Origin of the sequence: Acaryochloris thomasi RCC1774 (assembly GCF_003231495.1) — a bacterium.
In the GTDB taxonomy this organism is placed as follows: domain Bacteria; phylum Cyanobacteriota; class Cyanobacteriia; order Thermosynechococcales; family Thermosynechococcaceae; genus RCC1774.
In genome coordinates this window covers 23,896-39,944 of record NZ_PQWO01000016.1, presented here as the reverse complement: position 1 = coordinate 39,944, position 16,049 = coordinate 23,896, and the positions used below count along the sequence as shown (strand labels likewise).

Below are 16,049 nucleotides of genomic sequence, written 5' to 3'. Positions count from 1 at the left end.
TATGACCATTGCAGCGATCGCACTCCCAACCACCAAAATCGATGAGTTTTGTCAACGCTGGCAAGTCACTGAGCTTGCCCTATTTGGCTCCGTTCTCCGTGATGACTTTCGCCTCGATAGCGATATCGACGTAATGGTAAGCTTTCACCCTGATGCTCACCCCAAGTTCAGTACTCTCGACCAGATGGAGACAGAGTTGAGAAGCATTTTTCATCGGGATATTGACTTGGTTACCCGCCAGGGTATTCAAACCAGTCGCAACTACTTACGCCGCCAAGAAATTCTCTCCTCAGCTCAGGTTGTTTATGCAACGGGATCTTCAATTCCTGCTTGATATGCTGCAATCAGCAGAACTAATCATGACCTATTACAGCCCAATGCTCAAAAAACGAATTTGCAGAAAATGTGCAACTTCAAGATGCAGTAATTCGGCGGTTGTTGGTGCTTGCTGAAGCTGCAAGACGGGTATCCGAGACAACTCGACAGACCTTGCCAAATATTTCATGGCATGAAATATTTGGCATGCGAAATCGCTTAGTTCATGAATATAACGATGTAAATCTCAATATCGTTTGGGATGTTGTTCAATCTGAAATTTTGCCTCTGATTGGAGACCTGAAATCGAAGATCCCTCCCGAGTCCTGAGAAGAGTAGATAGGAGCGTCATCTGACTCCCACAAACCACTCTGACGCTGAGATTGCTGCAGTTGCGATCGCAGAAGTTCTTTCGCCAACATGGGGCGTCACTGAGCAGTTTTTCGCTGTCCATCAATTAGCTGATGAACCGCTTGCCTATGTGGGAGCTGGTCATAACTGCCAACAGGTCTACCTAAAGCTGCGCGATGAACGCTACTACTGGGTTGTTATGGTGTGCTGCGATGCTGAGGTGCCTGAAATCGCAGGAGGTTTTGTTAGCCCTCATGTCAAGATATGCGCTGGAGTTTATAGCACAGACGTGACAACGGCAGAAATTTCTGCAGCTTTGTCACTTCAGCCAACTAAGACGCAAGCAAAAGGTGATCCAATAGCCAATGGTCTTCGACGATGTCCTAAACATCGCTGGGAATATAAGCCCGATGTCCCTGATTGTCTTGATTTTGAAACAAAGCTCAGGCATTTGTTCGGCGACTTGCGAACTGAAGACGTCAGAGCATTGCCGCCAACGTGTGAGTTCTTCATCAGTGTTGCGTACTACGAATATCAAGGTTCGTCTGGTGGCTGGCATCTTGATTCTGATGTCTTGAAGCACCTTGCTGAATTGGGCGGTGAACTAGATATTGATCTCTACACAAGCGGTCCTGAATTACCTGACTAGCAAGAGAATCAAGCTACGAAAAGGCTGACCACAGGGGATATTGTGATCTGCACACCTCAATATCTGTCATATATCGAATTTGGTAGACTGAGCGTATTGATTGGGCTGAAATAACTGATGGCCGTTGCAACCGACAAACTGATACAACAGCAGCCTCTGAGCTTTGAAGCATTCCTAGCTCATTATGGCGAAAGCAACCGCTACGAACTCATTGACGGAGAGGTGTTTGACTTGGAGCCAACCGGTCAACATGAGGAAGTCTCAGCTTTCATCAACACAAAAATCTGCGTCCAAATAGATCAAGCGAATCTGCCTTATTTTGTTCTTCAGCGCGGACTGTTGCGCCCCTCAAATGCAGCGATGACAGCATTTCGGCCTGATGTCGCCGTCATTGATCGTACAGAGCTGGCAAAAGAACCATTGTGGCTAGAGCAGTCTATTCTGACGTTGGGCAGTTCAATTAAATTTGTCGTAGAAGTGGTGAGTAGCAATTGGCAAAATGACTATGCCCGCAAGGTCGAAGACTACGCAGCTTTGGGCATTCGTGAATATTGGATTGCAGACTACGCAGGCTTAGGCGGGATTCGACACATTGGGAAGCCTAAACAACCCACTCTTTCTGTCTGTACGTTAGTGGATGGAGAATACGAAATTCAGATGCTTCGAGGCAATCAGACTATTGTTTCATCCACTTTCCCTAATCTGAACCTGACTGCTGCAATGGTTTTGAACGCTGGAAACGTCTAAGTCATCCAAAGCCAAGTCGCGTTTTAGACGAAAGGCATGATCTCCACCCCCATCCGAAAAGTTGGCATTAGCTGAAAAATACTTCTCCCCAGCTTTGAAGTTGTAGCCTCTGCCGTTAGTGAAATTAGGGGGCTTGCCATAGACTGCAAGAGTAGTGCTTAACCTCTATCGCTGTAATGGATCAACCCCTCAAAAACTGGACCGTGTTCTCTGATGAGCAATCGCCGCCAGAACAGCTTTCTGAGCCACCCCGTCGTCCAAAGTGGACGGATACCCTTGCTTATATTGCCGACCCTGATCAGTTCTGCCGTCACAATCTAGCCCAATACGGCCCCGTCTTTAAAACCAGCGTCTTTGGTGGAACGACGGTCTTTGTCGGTTCTGCCGAAGCCATTCAAATGACCTTCAATGGCGATGCTGACTATACAGAAATTGGCTTGCCCGCCACCACAATGGATATGTTTGGCGAGTTTAGCTTATTTCAGCGACCTGATTTACATCGCCAACGGAAAAGTGCTGTGCGGCCTGCCTTCAGCGGTAATATGCTAGCCGACTACTGCGCTAAGATTCATCCGTTGCTCACAGAACATCTGCAGAGCTGGGATGCGTCTCAGCCTATTGCCCTCACGCCGTTGCTGGAAGACTTCGTTTTTGATCTATTGGTCCTGCAGCTCTTAGGAATTCCGCTCAGTCAAGGAGACGTTGCTTTAACCGGACTCCCGATCTCTACGAAGGCTGAACTGAAGCGGCAATATCAAACCTTTTTTGATGGTTTCTATGGCCTCGTTAAATGGCAGTCGCCTTTGACCACCTTTGGCCGTGGCAAGCGGGCTAGGGCTAAGCTTATCGACTTTATGCGCGCTTTGATTCAACAGCGTCGGCAGACACCTCTGGAACCCGCTACTGATTTCTTATCCATGATGCTAGCGAGTCAGCAAGAGAATCCAGACAGCGTCTTTAGCGATGATTTGATCGAAAATCAGTGCTTACTGCAGCTTTGGGCTTCTCACTACGAAGTCTCTATTTTGCTGTCCTCCTGGATGTACCAATTGGGTCAATACCCCCAATGCATTAAGCAGGTGCGAGCCGAGCAGGTTGCTGTCCTTGGTAAAGAGGAGCATCTAGAAGCGCTGTCGATGGAACAACTGAAGCCCCTAATGTTTTTAGATGCCACGATCAAGGAGACGCTACGGTTGTTGCCGCCTAGTTCTACGGCCACCCGCAAATTGACGAAGTCGGTTGCCCTAGATGGAGTGCTGTTCAAGGCCGGCTGGAATGTGATTGCTGAACCCCGAATTGCCCACGCCATTGAGGCTTATTTTGCGAATCCCGATCAGTTCAAGCCGGAACGGTTTCTGCCAGAGCAGGGTGAAGGTCGGATGTATGAGTTTATTCCATTTGGTGGGGGTGTTCATGCCTGTTTGGGAGCGCAACTTGCGATCGCGACTGCAAAGATCTTCATCCTTCACCTGCTGCAGCGATTTGACTGGGACTTAATGGGCGACGCCGACTTTATTCAGTTTCCGCTCAAGAGAATCAAGAGCAACTACCGCATCAAGCTGCAGGCTCGAGAGGAAGTGACTTGCTTATGAATAGAGTTTTTGCGAGCGGCTAAGCCTCTGTTGACTCTGTCTCTGGAACTTTCAGAGCGGGCACTGGCATCGTCGTTGCCGCCGCTAATTCTGCCGGAGGCGCTTTGCGAGTCGCTGACTCTAAATACTCACCCGTCAAAATGGGAGGTACGACCTTCATTTGATGAGCCGTACTGTAATAGCGGTGCTTCTGTGCAATCTGCCCCCGCTCACGGATATCTTCATTAGAAATCTTCTTGCGCAGTTTCACAATCGCATCCATCACCGCCTCAGGCCGGGGTGGGCACCCTGGCAAATAGACGTCAACGGGAATCAGCTTATCGACGCCGCGCACTGCTGAATAGGAATCAGTACTGAACATGCCGCCGGTAATGGTGCAGGCACCCATGGCAATCACATACTTAGGCTCCGGCATTTGCTCGTAGAGACGTACCAGTGCTGGGGCCATCTTCATCGTGACCGTGCCCGCTGTGATCAAAAGGTCGGCCTGCCTGGGGCTGGAACGCGGCACGAGGCCAAAGCGATCGAAGTCAAATCGAGAGCCGATCATCGCCGCAACTTCAATAAAGCAGCAAGCGGTACCGTACAACAGCGGCCATAGGCTTGAGAGTCTGGCCCAGTCATAGAGGTCGCTTACAGATGACAGAATGACGTTCTCAGCTAGCTCTTGGGGGAGTTCTGACTGAGAGGCGGGGTATAAAATCTGTCCGTTGGAGTCGGAGGTCGATGGGGGCATAGCAGTCTTATGTACTTGCAGCAGGTCAATTCGCAAGGGAACGCTGAGTGACGCTCTCCACTCCTTAATGTAACAACAGTTTTACCTCAATGTTCCATTGATTTGTTAGATGCTGTGAGTTGATGGGTGTTTATTGTGATGCCCTGCGCTGGATAACCCTTGAATCAATTGGTTTAAGTGGGTGCTAACCCTGCAGATCTGGGTTTACAGCAGTACACGTATTGCTTAGGACATAAAAATGGCTGAAACCCATCTGTAGGCAGAAATGGCTGTCCTAACTCAGCTAGGTACTGCTATATCGCTCTAAACCCGCTTTCTAAAGTGGCACAAAAGTCACGATTCACCCTGACATCACTAGATATGCTGAAAGCAAGCCGTTACGCATCAAGGCTATGGCCGATAATGTAGACCTAGAAAAGCGTATTGCTCATCTGGAATTAGTCGTTTCTGATCTGCAGAAAACGCTAGAGAAGCTGACCGTCCCTCCTCGACTGGATGCTTCTGATCCCGAACTTAATGTTCGTCCTGCTGTCAGCCCTAAACTCCTTCAAGCTCCACAGGATGAGGTCGTCTTTGTCTCTGATGTCTCCGACGCTCAAAGAAAACAGAGGCCCGCTCTCAAAATCCCGAACTTAGTTGGGGTAAACCGCGAAGAATTTTGGTTGAACCGCCTCGGTATTGGCCTGCTGCTGTTAGGCGTTGCTTTCCTGTTCAAATATTCCATTGACCAGGGATGGATTATCCCGGAAGTGCGGGTGGGGTTTGGTCTCGGACTGGGTTGTGTGCTCTTTTTCTTGGGCTGGCGACTGCAGCAGCAGCGGTCTGCTCTGAGTCAAATCTTAATTGGCGGCAGTATTGGTACCTTTTACATCACAGGGTTTGCGGCTTACCAGCTCTATCAGCTCTTGGCTTATCCTGCTGCTTTTGTGTGGATGGTGTTGGTGACGCTGCTGGCGTTTGTGATGTCTTGGCGGTCCAGTCAGGCTGTTTTAGCCGTGGTCGGGGCCATTGGAGGTTTAGGGACGCCCTTTTTGCTCTACAGCGATCAGGGTAGCCCTGTGACGCTGGTTGCCTATACCTGCTTGATTTTGATCGGCACGAGCGGCATCTATTTTTATAAAAGCTGGCAGTCGCTGCTCTGGACGACCTATATCGGCGTCGGGATGATTTTTGGCTGGTCAGTTATTAGCTCTGTCTCGCTGGGAGGGACTGACAACTATGGCAAATGGTTAAAGGTTGCGATCGCAAATCCCGATCTAATGGGCATCCAAACCGGATTCTTGCTGGGGTGGGTTGCCTTTGCCATTATTCCCATCGCTAGCGTGCTGTTTCAGCTTAAACGTTCCAACTCGACGCCGTTAGCAGCATTGAGAACGCCGACGATATATGCGATCGCATTCCTAACGCCCCTTGGGTTGCTATTGGCGACGGGGACGATTTGGGGTTTGGGCCGCCAACTACTGGGGTGGCTCACGGTTGCTGCAGCCCTGCTTTACGGGGCGGGCGGCTCAGCCTTGCGACAGCGGAATCAGCTCAAACTTCTGGGTAATACGCACTGGCTAACAGCTGTTGTTCTGTTCTCACTGGCCTTGCCTGCCATTTTTCAGGGGCATGTGCTGCTCATGATCCTGGCTTTAGAGGCGTTGTTGGTTCATACTGTGGCGCGACGAACCGCAACGCCGCAGCTTTTGGTACCCGCCCATCTTCTGTCTGCCACCGTGAGTTGCTGGATTCTGGTGCGGCTGGACGCCACTGTAAACGTGCCGATGCTGTTCAATCCTCGGGCATTGGCTGACTTGGTGGCAATGGGTCTTTTGCTACTTGCCTCACTGATGATCCGGGCAAAATCGATGGCGCGGCTCTATCAGCTTGTTGTTCATTTCGAGCTGCTAATCTGGCTGTGGCGAGAGCTAGCGGCTCAAGGGGCTGGATATGTCACGGTGGCCTGGGGTATCTACGCGATTGGGGTTTTAATTGTGGGGCTACGTCAGGATTGGTCAGCGCTCCGCTGGACCGGTCTAGCAACGCTGCTGCTGGCGGTTTCTAAGCTAATCCTCTACGATCTTGCCAATGTAGAAGCGCTCTGGCGAATTTTGCTGTCTCTAGGTTTTGGGGCTGTCTTTTTAGGACTCAGTTATGCCCTCCAGGTATTGTGGAAGCCGAAGGCAAGCCAAGACATTTCTGAGCGAGATGCGTAAAATATAGGCCGCTCCCGTCTATTGGTGTAGAGGTAATTTGAGAATGAATTCGGCAAGTTCTGAAGGACGTTCAGTGGAGATTGCAGACCTCCGACAGGACTATCGATACAAGGCTCTTTTGGAATCTGATGTTTCGGCAGATCCGTTCCAGCAGTTTCAGCTTTGGTTTGATCAGGCGGTGGAGGCTGAGTTACCCGAACCGAATGCAATGACGTTGGCGACGGTCACTACTGACGGGAGACCTGCCGCTCGGATGGTGTTGCTCAAGGGCTGCAGTCCCGAAGGGTTCATGCTGTATACCAACTATCACAGCCGGAAGGGGCAAGAATTAGCCCAAACGCCATACGCAGCGCTAGTGTTTTGGTGGGCTGAGTTAGAGCGTCAGGTTCGGGTTGAGGGGGCGATCAGCAAGATCTCTGATGCTGAGACGGAGGCTTATTTTCACCGTCGGCCCCGTGGGAGTCAGATTGGGGCCTGGGCGTCGGAGCAGAGTGCGGTGATTTGCGATCGCAACATCTTAGAAACTCGCCTCCGCGACCTAGAGCAGCAGTACCAAGATCAGCCCATCCCCCGACCACCACACTGGGGCGGCTATCGACTGATGCCTAATCTAATTGAATTCTGGCAAGGTCGCCCCAACCGACTCCACGATCGTCTTTGCTATCGACTCTCGGACCAGCAATGGAAAATTGAGCGTCTGTCGCCTTAGGGCCGTTGACGGTCGCAGTGCTGCATTGCTAGCGAGGAATCCATCATGTCTCAGGCTGAATGACCCTCTTTGTTTTCCGTCGACTCAAATTGAAAAATATCCTCATAAAGCAGCGTAATTGGGCACTCAAAATCAATACTTTCAAGCTTTATAGAATCTCCTATTTCATAGGCTGTGTACAGCCATAGTCGCCCTTCGCCTCGGCGATAAATTTCGACGCTGATTTCTGTAGAGCTAATCAATACGTACTCTTCTAAGCTGCCTAGAGTGCGGAATTCTTTGAATTTGTCGCCGCGATCATGTGCCTCTGTTCCTGGGGAAAGGACCTCAACGATGAGCTTGGGATATTGGATCGCGTCGAGGGCGACCCGATCTCGTGCATCACAGCTCACAACGAGGTCAGGATAGCGGTAGATCGTCGGCGTAATATTGACCTTGGCATCAGCGATATTGATGCGGCAACCCTGTTTGCGAAGCTGAGGCCTTAGAGCCGTCAGTAAGTTAATCGCAATATCATTGTGAGGTAGTGTGCCGCCCGTCATGGCGAATACTTCGCCATTGACAAACTCATAGCGAAGTTCTTGAAAAGGCTCCCACTCTAGATACGCTTCGACCGTCATTCGTTGAGGTTGTGGAGTAGCAAGCATGGCATAGACTCTCGCTGGATAACTTTAATTATGACCTCTGTGTCACCTACGTTTCTTACCCTGCACTTAGCTGGGTGAGCAAAGCCGCCCCACTATAAAGATCGCAACCACTCTCGCAACTCTCGGTCAGCCTTCATCTCACTCATCCGAGCCACGGCCAAAAACTCATATAGCTTTGCTTGTGGTACCTGTGGGAAAGTTGGACTTCTCTTCAGCTCCTCATATACAGAATCCTGCAACTGATAAACTCGCCAAATCTCGCCGTTATATCGCCAAAACTCCGGCACGCCCATTGCCGCATACAGCCGTAACTTATCAATATCTGTGTGGGTAATATCAACCTCCACAATCAAATCCGGCGGTGGATCCTGATCCAAATCCACATCCCGCCCCGCTACTAATGGCTGATTCTGAATGTAATAGGCTGCATCTGGTTCACTGGAGCGATTCAAAACCTGTCGATCCAACGTTGTTGAGCCCATTGTCTTGATCTCCATTCCCAGCTCTGATGCCAGAATATAAATGAAGCGCCCAATCAACCAAGCCGAAAACTCATGAATCTCAAGGGGCATGGTAATTTCTAACGTGCCTTCGGAGTAGGTTAGACGCGTATTGCGATCAGAGCTAAGGGACTGTCGCACGGCCAGATATCCCTGCCAGGTAAGCGATCTCAGCACCACACGCTGCTCACCAACCGGCTGCGGCACAGGCTGTTTAACCAAAGGAACGGCACTAACCATAACGGAACACGATTCCTAAACTCCCTTCATTCTAGGCTGTGGAACCTAGACCACATTCCCCTACCCCATCCTGCCTGTCAATTGAGCGCCTATCTGTAAGCCCTAAATCGCTCATAGATCTCCGTGAGCGTGTCTATCTCCCCTACATTCCCTGGACAAAGTACGACGGGAAGCTCGGGGAATGTGGGATGCTCAGCAGCCGTCCGTACCAAGCAGCAACCGGGAAGAACTTGCCCCAGCAATCGAACCTGCTTGAGCTGTAGCCCCTCAGTCAAAATCGCGTTCGAGGTTATTCCCCCTTTGCTGACGAGATACCCCACCTCGGGCAGATTGTGCACGATCGTCGTCAAAAATGAAGACACGGTTTGTCCAAACTGTAGTTGGGTTTCTGCATCGGCAAAGGACAATGCTTGGCGACTTGTGAAAACCACAAGCGTTTTACCTTGCTCGTAAGCCATTCTCACCTGCTTCATAACTTCGCTGGAGAGGTCCATGCTCAGTCGAGCTACATCGATCTCAATGCCAATTGTCTCTGGCTGCTTCAAGAGATGGCTGAGCTGTTGCGTTGTTTTTTGGACATGAGATCCGACAATAAAAATGCCTGGATTTACAGAACGTCGGTATTGGCCTATTTGCTCTGCCGGCACCGGCTGGGGTGGGAGTTGTGCCAGAGCCGTCAGCAAACTCGCCGCACTGCGAAATAGGAATCGTTTTCCCTGCTGAGTGGCCTGTAGTACCTGAACCGCAAACTGATCGAGGTCAGTCTGAACTTGGGCATCTACCACTACACACTGATTGTCTTTGAGCTGCAGCAAGCGCTTCAGCTCCACTGGCTCTAAAAAGCGCTCGACTTGGCTAGCGGTAATACGCCCCTGGGTTTTCTCGGCTACATAGTCAGGAAGGTAGCTGTGCTGAAAGCCAAATACAGGATCTTGGGCAAATTCCGTTTGTTCAACTGGAATGCGTTTTCCCCTTGTGAGCACGTAGTGGATGCTCTCCTGTGTGATCCGTCCCCCTTCCAGAAAGGCGGGCACCAAAAAATGGGCATCAAATGGACCCAATTCTTGAGCAATAATATCGGTCTCCAGAGGATAGTGCCCCCTGAGGGTCGAATCTGATCGACTGACGACAAGGTAGTCTTGAATCGCCTCAGCGGTCACTGCCGCCTTTAGATTCCGGCAGACCTCTTGTGTAATTTGGGCCGCGACGGTTGGGGGATTGGCGCGGGTATTGGTGAGAATGAACAATAGCGGGGACGGATCTCGAAGCCCCACTCTCAGCGTTTCCACATCCCATTGCAGCAGCAGCAGGCAACTATGCACCGTCTGTGAACCGGTGGGATCATCATCGAAAACGATAATTTTAGGATATTTCGCCATTCATCGAGTTTTAGCTTGTCATCATGTGCCCACAGGTATGAAAGCGATGCGGAGGCCCAGCCATTGATACCATTAGGCATCCGGTTGATCGAAGACCGGTGTGGCACCTACGAGTAGTTCTCCGCGCTGGGGCTTCAGAACTTGCCGTCCCGCCCCCTCTCTCCCCGCAACGGGCAAATCATCGGTGGGGAGATAGGCGATCCGATCTTGATTGGTGGTGACTAAAATCTCGGCGGTGGTGGGCAAAGCCGAAATGAGTACATCGGTTTTAGTGGCAAATTGAATGGCTTGACTGCCCACATCACCCAGCTTTCCAATACGGAAGAAATCGATCGGTAGACGTTTGCAGTAGCCGCGACTGGAGAGCAGCACGAGGGCGCTATCATCCGTAAGGGTCACCATGCCTGCAATTTGTTCCTGCTTGCGGAGTCGCAAAGCCCGGTTCCCTTGAGCGGTGCGGCCCATTTCAGGAACTTCGGTGACGGGGATGCGTAGGAGGCGACCTGTTGAAGTTGCGATCGCAACTTCACTCTCCTCCCCAATGGGCACCACCCAGCGAAGCTGATCATCATCCTTGAGCTTAATCGCCCCTAATCCGCGCGCCGTAATATCGGCGAAATCAGACCAGGGCAGCATCTTGATCCGCCCCTGCTCCGTCAACAAAATCAGGCGAGATTCAGGATCAACCGCAGATCTAAAAAAGTAGGTTGCAATCTCTTCCTTGTGAGCGCTCTCAGGCTGCAGCGTCATCAATGGCACGCCACGGGCCTTATTCGAAGTCAGCGGCACCGACTGTAGCGGCACCTGGTAGGCCTTACCGCTGTTCGTAAAGGTGACAATTTCATCAGACAATCGCGTATTAGACAGACGCAGGGGCAAATCGCGGGGCTGTTCCTGCCACTCCGCCGCCTTCTGTGAACGGGGCCGGGGCGTAGAACGAAGACAGCGAACATAACCGCGCTGACTGATCTCTACCGTGACCGGATCGTCAGCAGAGCGAACCGCCACGGTCTTTGGTGCCGCCGCCAACTGAAGATGGGTGCGGCGCTCATCGTTGTGCTGGCGCTTCAGTGCTCGAAAATCCTGCTTAAGCGATTTGAAAAGTTCGTGGCGACTACCGAGCAGCACCTCTAAACCTTGGATTTGAGTGGTTAGCTCATCAAACTCTTCTTTTAATTTTTGCTGTTCCAATCCCGTTAAGCGTCGCATCGGCATCGCCAAAATCGCATCGGCTTGGCGATCGCTTAAATCAAGCTGATTCTGCAGCTCATACTTGGCCGTCGTGCCATCTGCTGCTTGCCGCAGAATCTCAACAACAGTATCTACGTTACCTAAGGCCGAACGCAGTCCCTCTACCAGGTGAATACGCGTTTGAGCCTGCTCAAGCTGATAGCGATAGCGACGAGTCAGCGTCTCTTCCCGAAAGTCAAGGAACTCCTGCAGCACCTCTTTCAACGAAAGCTGAACAGGCTGTCCATTGACAATCGCCAACATAATGACGCCAAAGTTAGACTGCAGCGGCGTCAGGCGGTACAGGTGTGAAAGCACAACTTCTGGGTCACTCTCACGCTTCAGCTCAATCACCACCCGCATCCCTTCACGGTCGCTCTCATCCCGCAGATCAGCGATTCCCTCCAGACGGCCTTGGCTAATCAGCGACGCAATTTTCTCGATGCACCCTGCCTTATTTACCTGGTAGGGCATCTCTGTTACTACAATCACCGGACGGCGATGGCGACCTCGTCCCGGCTGCACCTCCTCAATGCGGGTGACGGCCCTTACCGTAATGCTGCCGCGTCCTGTCGCATAGGCTTCCGTAATGCCCGTCTGCCCCATAATTTCGCCCCCCGTCGGGAAGTCGGGACCGGGCACAATTTCTAGCAACTCCTCAGGACTGAGTTCGGGGCGATCAATGAGGGCAATCAAAGCATCAACAATCTCACCCAGGTTATGAGGCGGAATGTTGGTTGCCATCCCCACCGCAATGCCAGAACAACCATTCAGCAGCAGTGTCGGGAGCTGAGCGGGTAAAACCGTGGGTTCCTGCTGTGAATTATCAAAGTTGCCGACAAAGCCAACCGTCTCTTCCCCGACATCTTCTAGCAGGCTGATGTTGCCGAAGGTAGAGAGCCGCGTTTCGGTATACCGCATTGCCGCCGGAGGGTCATTATCCACAGAGCCAAAATTTCCGTGCCCCGCCACCAGCGGATAGCGACTGGAAAAGCTCTGCACCATCCGCACTAAAGCGTCGTAGACTGACTGATCGCCGTGGGGATGGTATTTACCTAGCACGTCTCCTACGACACGCGCGCATTTGCGATAAGGGCGGTCTGGCGTTAGCCCTAGCTCATGCATGGCATACAGAATGCGTCGATGCACGGGCTTGAGACCATCACGGACATCGGGCAACGCCCGCCCCACAATCACACTCATGGCATATTCCAAGTAGGACTGTTCCATCTCGGTGCTCAGGGCTGTGGCAATAACCCGTCCAGCAGAGAGCAGATTCAGTTGTTTCGCCATGGGTGAGGTTCCTAGTTAAGCGGCGTGAGCCATTAAAAGCCATTCAAGGGCAACGTTGGCAGAATACTATACCCCGTCCTAGCTTGACGAGCCATTGGGAGAGATTTACCAAACGAAAGGCTAAGTGTGCCTCTCTTGCCTAAAGAGGTGAAAATCAAAAGCGAACACAGAGGGCAGACTGGGCCATCGCTTAAGCTATGAATGAAGTCGCTCCATCCATATTGATATGCATTTTCTTCTGTCTTGTCTACTGGGCCTTGGGATTACGGCAGCAGCATTACTCTCCGTTCAGAACGCGGCGGCGGTATCCATCAAGTTACTCATCTGGCAATCTGTACCGTTACCCTTCGGGATGATGCTCGTACTGGCCGTTAGTGTGGGGCTATTTTTGGTGGCCCTGTTGCGGCCTGCTGGGCAAGCGACCGCATCCTCAAATGCTGATCTCAATCTAGATGACTTTGATTCTGAAGAATGGCAGCGGTAAACCAAAATTTTGTATCAAGATATACTGAATTTTAGTTCTTAAAGAATCGTTAGGTAGTAGGGTCTGTCTGCCTCTGGAGAAGGGCTTTTGTTAACGTTTATGAGAGTTTAGTTGTTTCCTAACAAGTGGTGAAATGTTTCCCATCACTTCGTGATAAGCTCAAAAAAAGTTTGTTTTCGGCTGTGCAGTTCGCTTAATGATGATGACTCTAAGCTTGTCTCCGAATCTAACTAGCCACTCTCTCTGATTCTGGAGATTTTTCATGTCAATTTATATTGGGAACCTTTCCTACGAGGCAACTCAGGAAGATCTCAGCCAGGTCTTTGCTGAATATGGGGCTGTAAAAAGCGTCAAGCTACCCACTGATCGAGAAACAGGTCGCATGCGCGGCTTTGGTTTTGTTGAAATGTCTAGTGATGCAGAAGAAGAGGCTGCCATCGAAGCCTTAGATGGTGCCGAATGGATGGGCCGTACACTCAAGGTGAATAAGGCCCGCCCACGCCAGAGTAATGATGGTGGTGGCGGTGGTCGTCGTTTCTAGTCGCTTCGTTTTATGTGATGGTCGCTGAGGTGTACTAATGCTTTTTGCGGTTTGACGACCCTTTCAATTAATTGAGTCCCCACTGTATGTTTGCGGTGGGGACTTTATTGTAGGGGAGCTGCAAATCTGAGAGCGTTGCCAATGATCGGTAGAGCCTAGGGTTTAGAATCCACAAGACGTTGGCGGATATCTTTAAGGCGCGGCTGATTGCTGATCGGTAGGCGAGGATGAGGCAACTCGTTATTGGGCCAGCTGGGTAGATCGTGGCAGGGACATTCTGAAGAGGCCACCCCTGCACTGGGGATCGGGGAGGGCATGGTGCAGCGACCACAGTCGATGACGTCCCACTGCTCGGTTAAAAGCTGAGCAATGGTAAATTCTGCCCCCTCAAGATAGCAATCACCCGAGTTAGGATCGCGGGCTTGCTCCCAGCAAGCTTCAAACTCTGCGCTGTACCGATCACCGGCGATGATCGCCCCGGGCTTTACCGTCTTTTGTCCTCCCTGGAGGACGAGGTGTTTGCCCAGCTGCATCCAGTAAGCCAGGTATTGTTTAACTTCAATTTCGCTAGCCATAATAGACCCCTCTTGGAGAGATCCCAAGATTTCATTACTTGCTCCGTATGTTAACGCACACCAGAAAGTTGTCAGGTCTGGGTATGCATCGCTGCAGCCCTCTCTAGAGTGGTACTGTCGGTTATCTAAAGGGCGTCTGATGCAGGGACGGGTGTCCCTAAAACTTTAAGATTCAGGGCATATCCTGCCCCCACTAGATATACGGCATCTGCAATATTGCCAATCTGTCGAACCAAGGTGCCTAGCCGATCGCGAAAAAGACGCCCGGAGGGATAGGCCGGAATGACGCCCCAACCTGTTTCTTCTGCGACTAAGATGACGGTGGCGGGTGAGTGATTGAGGCTGTAAATTAGAGCCTCTGATGTTTGTTGCCAATGTTCATTCTCTTGTTCTAAGACGTTGGCAAGCCATGTTCCCAGAGAGTCAATTAGCAGACAAGTCCCCAATGTGGCTTGATCGAGAGCTGTGGGTAGGGCAATGGGGATCTCTAGGGTTTTCCAGGTTTGAGGACGACGAATTTGATGCGATCGCAACCTTCTCTGCCACTCTGCATCTTGGTCATTGCCAGAGGATGTGGCAACATAGACCACTGGTCCCTCCATCTCCTTCGCCAAAGCCTCAGCCCATTCACTTTTACCCGAACGGGCTGGACCCGTCACTAAAATTAGCTGTCTCACCTTACCGATCTCACAGTCATTGAAGAATCACACATTCAGTGAGTGTGACATAGGTTATCCTTCGGCCTCAACCGAACCAGCGTAAATATTCAGTGAAAGAGAAGGAGACGATGACCGATAATAGCAGCAGAACTCAGAGGCAAGCGGTGCAGAAGAAACAGCAGAATAAAAAACAGCGCTGGCTCATTTGGATTTTCCTGATCATCGCCGTCGTCGGACTGGCCGGGGCTTCCTTCATCCCTGTCTTTGAAGAGTTGTTCAGTAATAACTCCTCTTCGCAGCCCACCGCGACACCCACCGCCACCGTTGACGGTCAGCAAGACGGGCCGCAAAAAGAGCTGCAGGACTTAGAAAGAAGTTATCAAATTGTGCTCGAACGAGAGCCGGAAAATCCAAAAGTTCTCGAAGCTTTAGTTCAGACTCGGCTGCAGATGATTGCTTTAGGGCTTAAAAAACCTGCTGACGTGGTTGAACCGCTCACGAAACTAGCGAAGCTTTCACCTGAACGGACTGAATATCAGGTGCTGCTAGGGCGTTCACAGCAGCAAGCGGGTGACCGCGAGGCTGCCTCTCAAACCTTCCGCGATATTTTGGCAAAAGACCCTGCCAATGTTGAAGCCCTACAGGGACTCGTCGCTGGCTTACTGCAAGAGAAGCGTCCCACTGCCGCTATTGATATCCTGGAAACCACCCTCAATACCGCGAAGCAGGCCAACCAGCTTACCCCTGGCACGATGGACGAGCTGGCGATTAACCTGATTTTGGGGCAGGTTTATGTTGATCAGCAAAACTACGACCAAGCCCTCACGCTCTACGATGATTTGATTAAAGAGAGCCCCAAAGATTTTCGAGCCTTCTATGGCAAGGCCGTGGCCCTTGATGCCCAAGGTAATAAAGCAGACGCCCAAACCTTCTTTCAATCTGCTGCTGCCTTGGCTCCCGAACAATATAAAGAGCCAATTAAAGCCGCCGCCCAACAAACACAAGTCACACCAGAGCCAACTGCCAGCCCTCAGGTGCCAACCACACCTTCATCCAGCCCTGAATAAGCGTCCGTTTGCGGAGAATGTCATGATGTTAGTCATAGATAGACATCACTTGAGCATTGAATCGATAACGAAGCAACGGTTAAGGATATAGTAGTGAAGTAAAATATCGCATGAATAGTCTTCGTCGACCCCATTGA

General features: G+C 51.1%; 16 protein-coding genes and 1 pseudogene. 10 read left to right on the top strand and 7 right to left on the bottom strand.

Going from position 1 to position 16,049, the window contains the following annotated elements; genetic code table 11:
- The first annotated feature begins 1 nt into the window (after position 1).
- From C1752_RS20670 to C1752_RS20650, 5 genes and pseudogenes are all read left to right on the top strand, one after another.
- A complete protein-coding gene (locus C1752_RS20670; RefSeq protein WP_110987955.1) occupies positions 2-334 on the top strand; it encodes a nucleotidyltransferase family protein in 333 nt (110 codons plus the stop codon).
- Positions 306-645 (top strand): annotated as a pseudogene (locus C1752_RS30355) (HepT-like ribonuclease domain-containing protein). Before C1752_RS20670 ends, C1752_RS30355 begins: the two are co-directional and overlap by 29 nt.
- 151 nt (positions 646-796) lie before the next feature.
- Positions 797-1,315: a DUF4279 domain-containing protein gene (locus C1752_RS20660; protein ID WP_110987954.1), complete on the top strand. Its 519-nt coding sequence runs from the start codon at positions 797-799 to the stop codon at positions 1,313-1,315.
- A gap of 117 nt (positions 1,316-1,432) precedes the next feature.
- Positions 1,433-2,062, top strand: a complete 630-nt coding sequence (locus C1752_RS20655; protein WP_110987953.1) for a Uma2 family endonuclease — start codon at positions 1,433-1,435, stop codon at positions 2,060-2,062.
- A gap of 176 nt (positions 2,063-2,238) precedes the next feature.
- On the top strand, positions 2,239-3,654 hold the full coding sequence (locus C1752_RS20650) for a cytochrome P450 (RefSeq protein ID WP_110987952.1): 1,416 nt from the start codon (positions 2,239-2,241) through the stop codon (positions 3,652-3,654).
- A gap of 19 nt (positions 3,655-3,673) precedes the next feature.
- Here the strand turns inward: C1752_RS20650 and C1752_RS20645 are convergent, their stop codons facing one another.
- A complete protein-coding gene (locus tag C1752_RS20645) occupies positions 3,674-4,390 on the bottom strand; it encodes an NADH dehydrogenase subunit K (RefSeq protein ID WP_110987951.1) in 717 nt (238 codons plus the stop codon).
- 392 nt (positions 4,391-4,782) lie between these two features.
- Between C1752_RS20645 and C1752_RS20640 the strand changes: the two genes are divergently transcribed.
- The gene (locus C1752_RS20640) at positions 4,783-6,588 is read left to right on the top strand and encodes a DUF2339 domain-containing protein (RefSeq protein ID WP_110987950.1); all 1,806 of its coding nucleotides are present in this window, start codon (positions 4,783-4,785) and stop codon (positions 6,586-6,588) included.
- A 43-nt stretch (positions 6,589-6,631) separates the two neighbouring features.
- Positions 6,632-7,297 (top strand): pyridoxamine 5'-phosphate oxidase, encoded by a 666-nt coding sequence (gene pdxH, locus C1752_RS20635; protein WP_110987949.1) that lies wholly within the window; start codon positions 6,632-6,634, stop codon positions 7,295-7,297.
- A gap of 50 nt (positions 7,298-7,347) precedes the next feature.
- On the opposite strand, the gene C1752_RS20630 is transcribed toward pdxH, so the two are convergent.
- From C1752_RS20630 to gyrA, 4 genes are all read right to left on the bottom strand, one after another.
- Complete coding sequence (locus C1752_RS20630) at positions 7,348-7,944, bottom strand: Uma2 family endonuclease (RefSeq protein ID WP_110987948.1); 597 nt, start codon at positions 7,942-7,944, stop codon at positions 7,348-7,350.
- 92 nt (positions 7,945-8,036) lie between these two features.
- On the bottom strand, positions 8,037-8,684 hold the full coding sequence (locus C1752_RS20625; RefSeq protein WP_110987947.1) for a Uma2 family endonuclease: 648 nt from the start codon (positions 8,682-8,684) through the stop codon (positions 8,037-8,039).
- Positions 8,685-8,773: 89 nt separating this feature from the next.
- Positions 8,774-10,063 (bottom strand): four-carbon acid sugar kinase family protein, encoded by a 1,290-nt coding sequence (locus C1752_RS20620; RefSeq protein WP_110987946.1) that lies wholly within the window; start codon positions 10,061-10,063, stop codon positions 8,774-8,776.
- A 72-nt stretch (positions 10,064-10,135) separates the two neighbouring features.
- Positions 10,136-12,586: a DNA topoisomerase (ATP-hydrolyzing) subunit A gene (gene gyrA, locus C1752_RS20615; protein ID WP_110987945.1), complete on the bottom strand. Its 2,451-nt coding sequence runs from the start codon at positions 12,584-12,586 to the stop codon at positions 10,136-10,138.
- A 226-nt stretch (positions 12,587-12,812) separates the two neighbouring features.
- On the opposite strand from gyrA, the gene C1752_RS20610 reads away from it, so the two are divergent.
- Positions 12,813-13,070 carry a lipopolysaccharide assembly protein LapA domain-containing protein gene (locus C1752_RS20610; RefSeq protein ID WP_110987944.1) on the top strand — a complete coding sequence of 86 codons (258 nt, stop codon included), beginning with the start codon at positions 12,813-12,815 and terminating at the stop codon, positions 13,068-13,070.
- Positions 13,071-13,332: 262 nt separating this feature from the next.
- Positions 13,333-13,611 carry an RNA-binding regulator gene (rbp, locus tag C1752_RS20605; RefSeq protein ID WP_110987943.1) on the top strand — a complete coding sequence of 93 codons (279 nt, stop codon included), beginning with the start codon at positions 13,333-13,335 and terminating at the stop codon, positions 13,609-13,611.
- Between the two features lie 155 nt (positions 13,612-13,766).
- Here the strand turns inward: rbp and C1752_RS20600 are convergent, their stop codons facing one another.
- Complete coding sequence (locus C1752_RS20600) at positions 13,767-14,186, bottom strand: hypothetical protein (protein WP_110987942.1); 420 nt, start codon at positions 14,184-14,186, stop codon at positions 13,767-13,769.
- A 125-nt stretch (positions 14,187-14,311) separates the two neighbouring features.
- Positions 14,312-14,863: a bifunctional adenosylcobinamide kinase/adenosylcobinamide-phosphate guanylyltransferase gene (cobU, locus tag C1752_RS20595; protein ID WP_199464468.1), complete on the bottom strand. Its 552-nt coding sequence runs from the start codon at positions 14,861-14,863 to the stop codon at positions 14,312-14,314.
- A 110-nt stretch (positions 14,864-14,973) separates the two neighbouring features.
- Here cobU and C1752_RS20590 point away from each other — a divergent pair, with 110 nt between their 5' ends.
- On the top strand, positions 14,974-15,912 hold the full coding sequence (locus tag C1752_RS20590; RefSeq protein WP_110987940.1) for a tetratricopeptide repeat protein: 939 nt from the start codon (positions 14,974-14,976) through the stop codon (positions 15,910-15,912).
- Positions 15,913-16,049 lie beyond the last annotated feature (137 nt).

Excerpts from the sequence above, each read along its gene's own strand:
- C1752_RS20670 (WP_110987955.1), top strand. The coding sequence starts at position 2 with ATGACCATTGCAGCGATCGCACTCCCAACCACCAAAATCGATGAGTTT.
- C1752_RS20655 (WP_110987953.1), top strand. The coding sequence starts at position 1,433 with ATGGCCGTTGCAACCGACAAACTGATACAACAGCAGCCTCTGAGCTTT.
- C1752_RS20650 (WP_110987952.1), top strand. The coding sequence starts at position 2,239 with ATGGATCAACCCCTCAAAAACTGGACCGTGTTCTCTGATGAGCAATCG.
- C1752_RS20645 (WP_110987951.1), bottom strand. The coding sequence starts at position 4,390 with ATGCCCCCATCGACCTCCGACTCCAACGGACAGATTTTATACCCCGCC.
- C1752_RS20640 (WP_110987950.1), top strand. The coding sequence starts at position 4,783 with ATGGCCGATAATGTAGACCTAGAAAAGCGTATTGCTCATCTGGAATTA.
- pdxH (WP_110987949.1), top strand. The coding sequence starts at position 6,632 with ATGAATTCGGCAAGTTCTGAAGGACGTTCAGTGGAGATTGCAGACCTC.
- C1752_RS20630 (WP_110987948.1), bottom strand. The coding sequence starts at position 7,944 with ATGCTTGCTACTCCACAACCTCAACGAATGACGGTCGAAGCGTATCTA.
- C1752_RS20625 (WP_110987947.1), bottom strand. The coding sequence starts at position 8,684 with ATGGTTAGTGCCGTTCCTTTGGTTAAACAGCCTGTGCCGCAGCCGGTT.
- C1752_RS20620 (WP_110987946.1), bottom strand. The coding sequence starts at position 10,063 with ATGGCGAAATATCCTAAAATTATCGTTTTCGATGATGATCCCACCGGT.
- gyrA (WP_110987945.1), bottom strand. The coding sequence starts at position 12,586 with ATGGCGAAACAACTGAATCTGCTCTCTGCTGGACGGGTTATTGCCACA.
- C1752_RS20610 (WP_110987944.1), top strand. The coding sequence starts at position 12,813 with ATGCATTTTCTTCTGTCTTGTCTACTGGGCCTTGGGATTACGGCAGCA.
- rbp (WP_110987943.1), top strand. The coding sequence starts at position 13,333 with ATGTCAATTTATATTGGGAACCTTTCCTACGAGGCAACTCAGGAAGAT.
- C1752_RS20600 (WP_110987942.1), bottom strand. The coding sequence starts at position 14,186 with ATGGCTAGCGAAATTGAAGTTAAACAATACCTGGCTTACTGGATGCAG.
- C1752_RS20590 (WP_110987940.1), top strand. The coding sequence starts at position 14,974 with ATGACCGATAATAGCAGCAGAACTCAGAGGCAAGCGGTGCAGAAGAAA.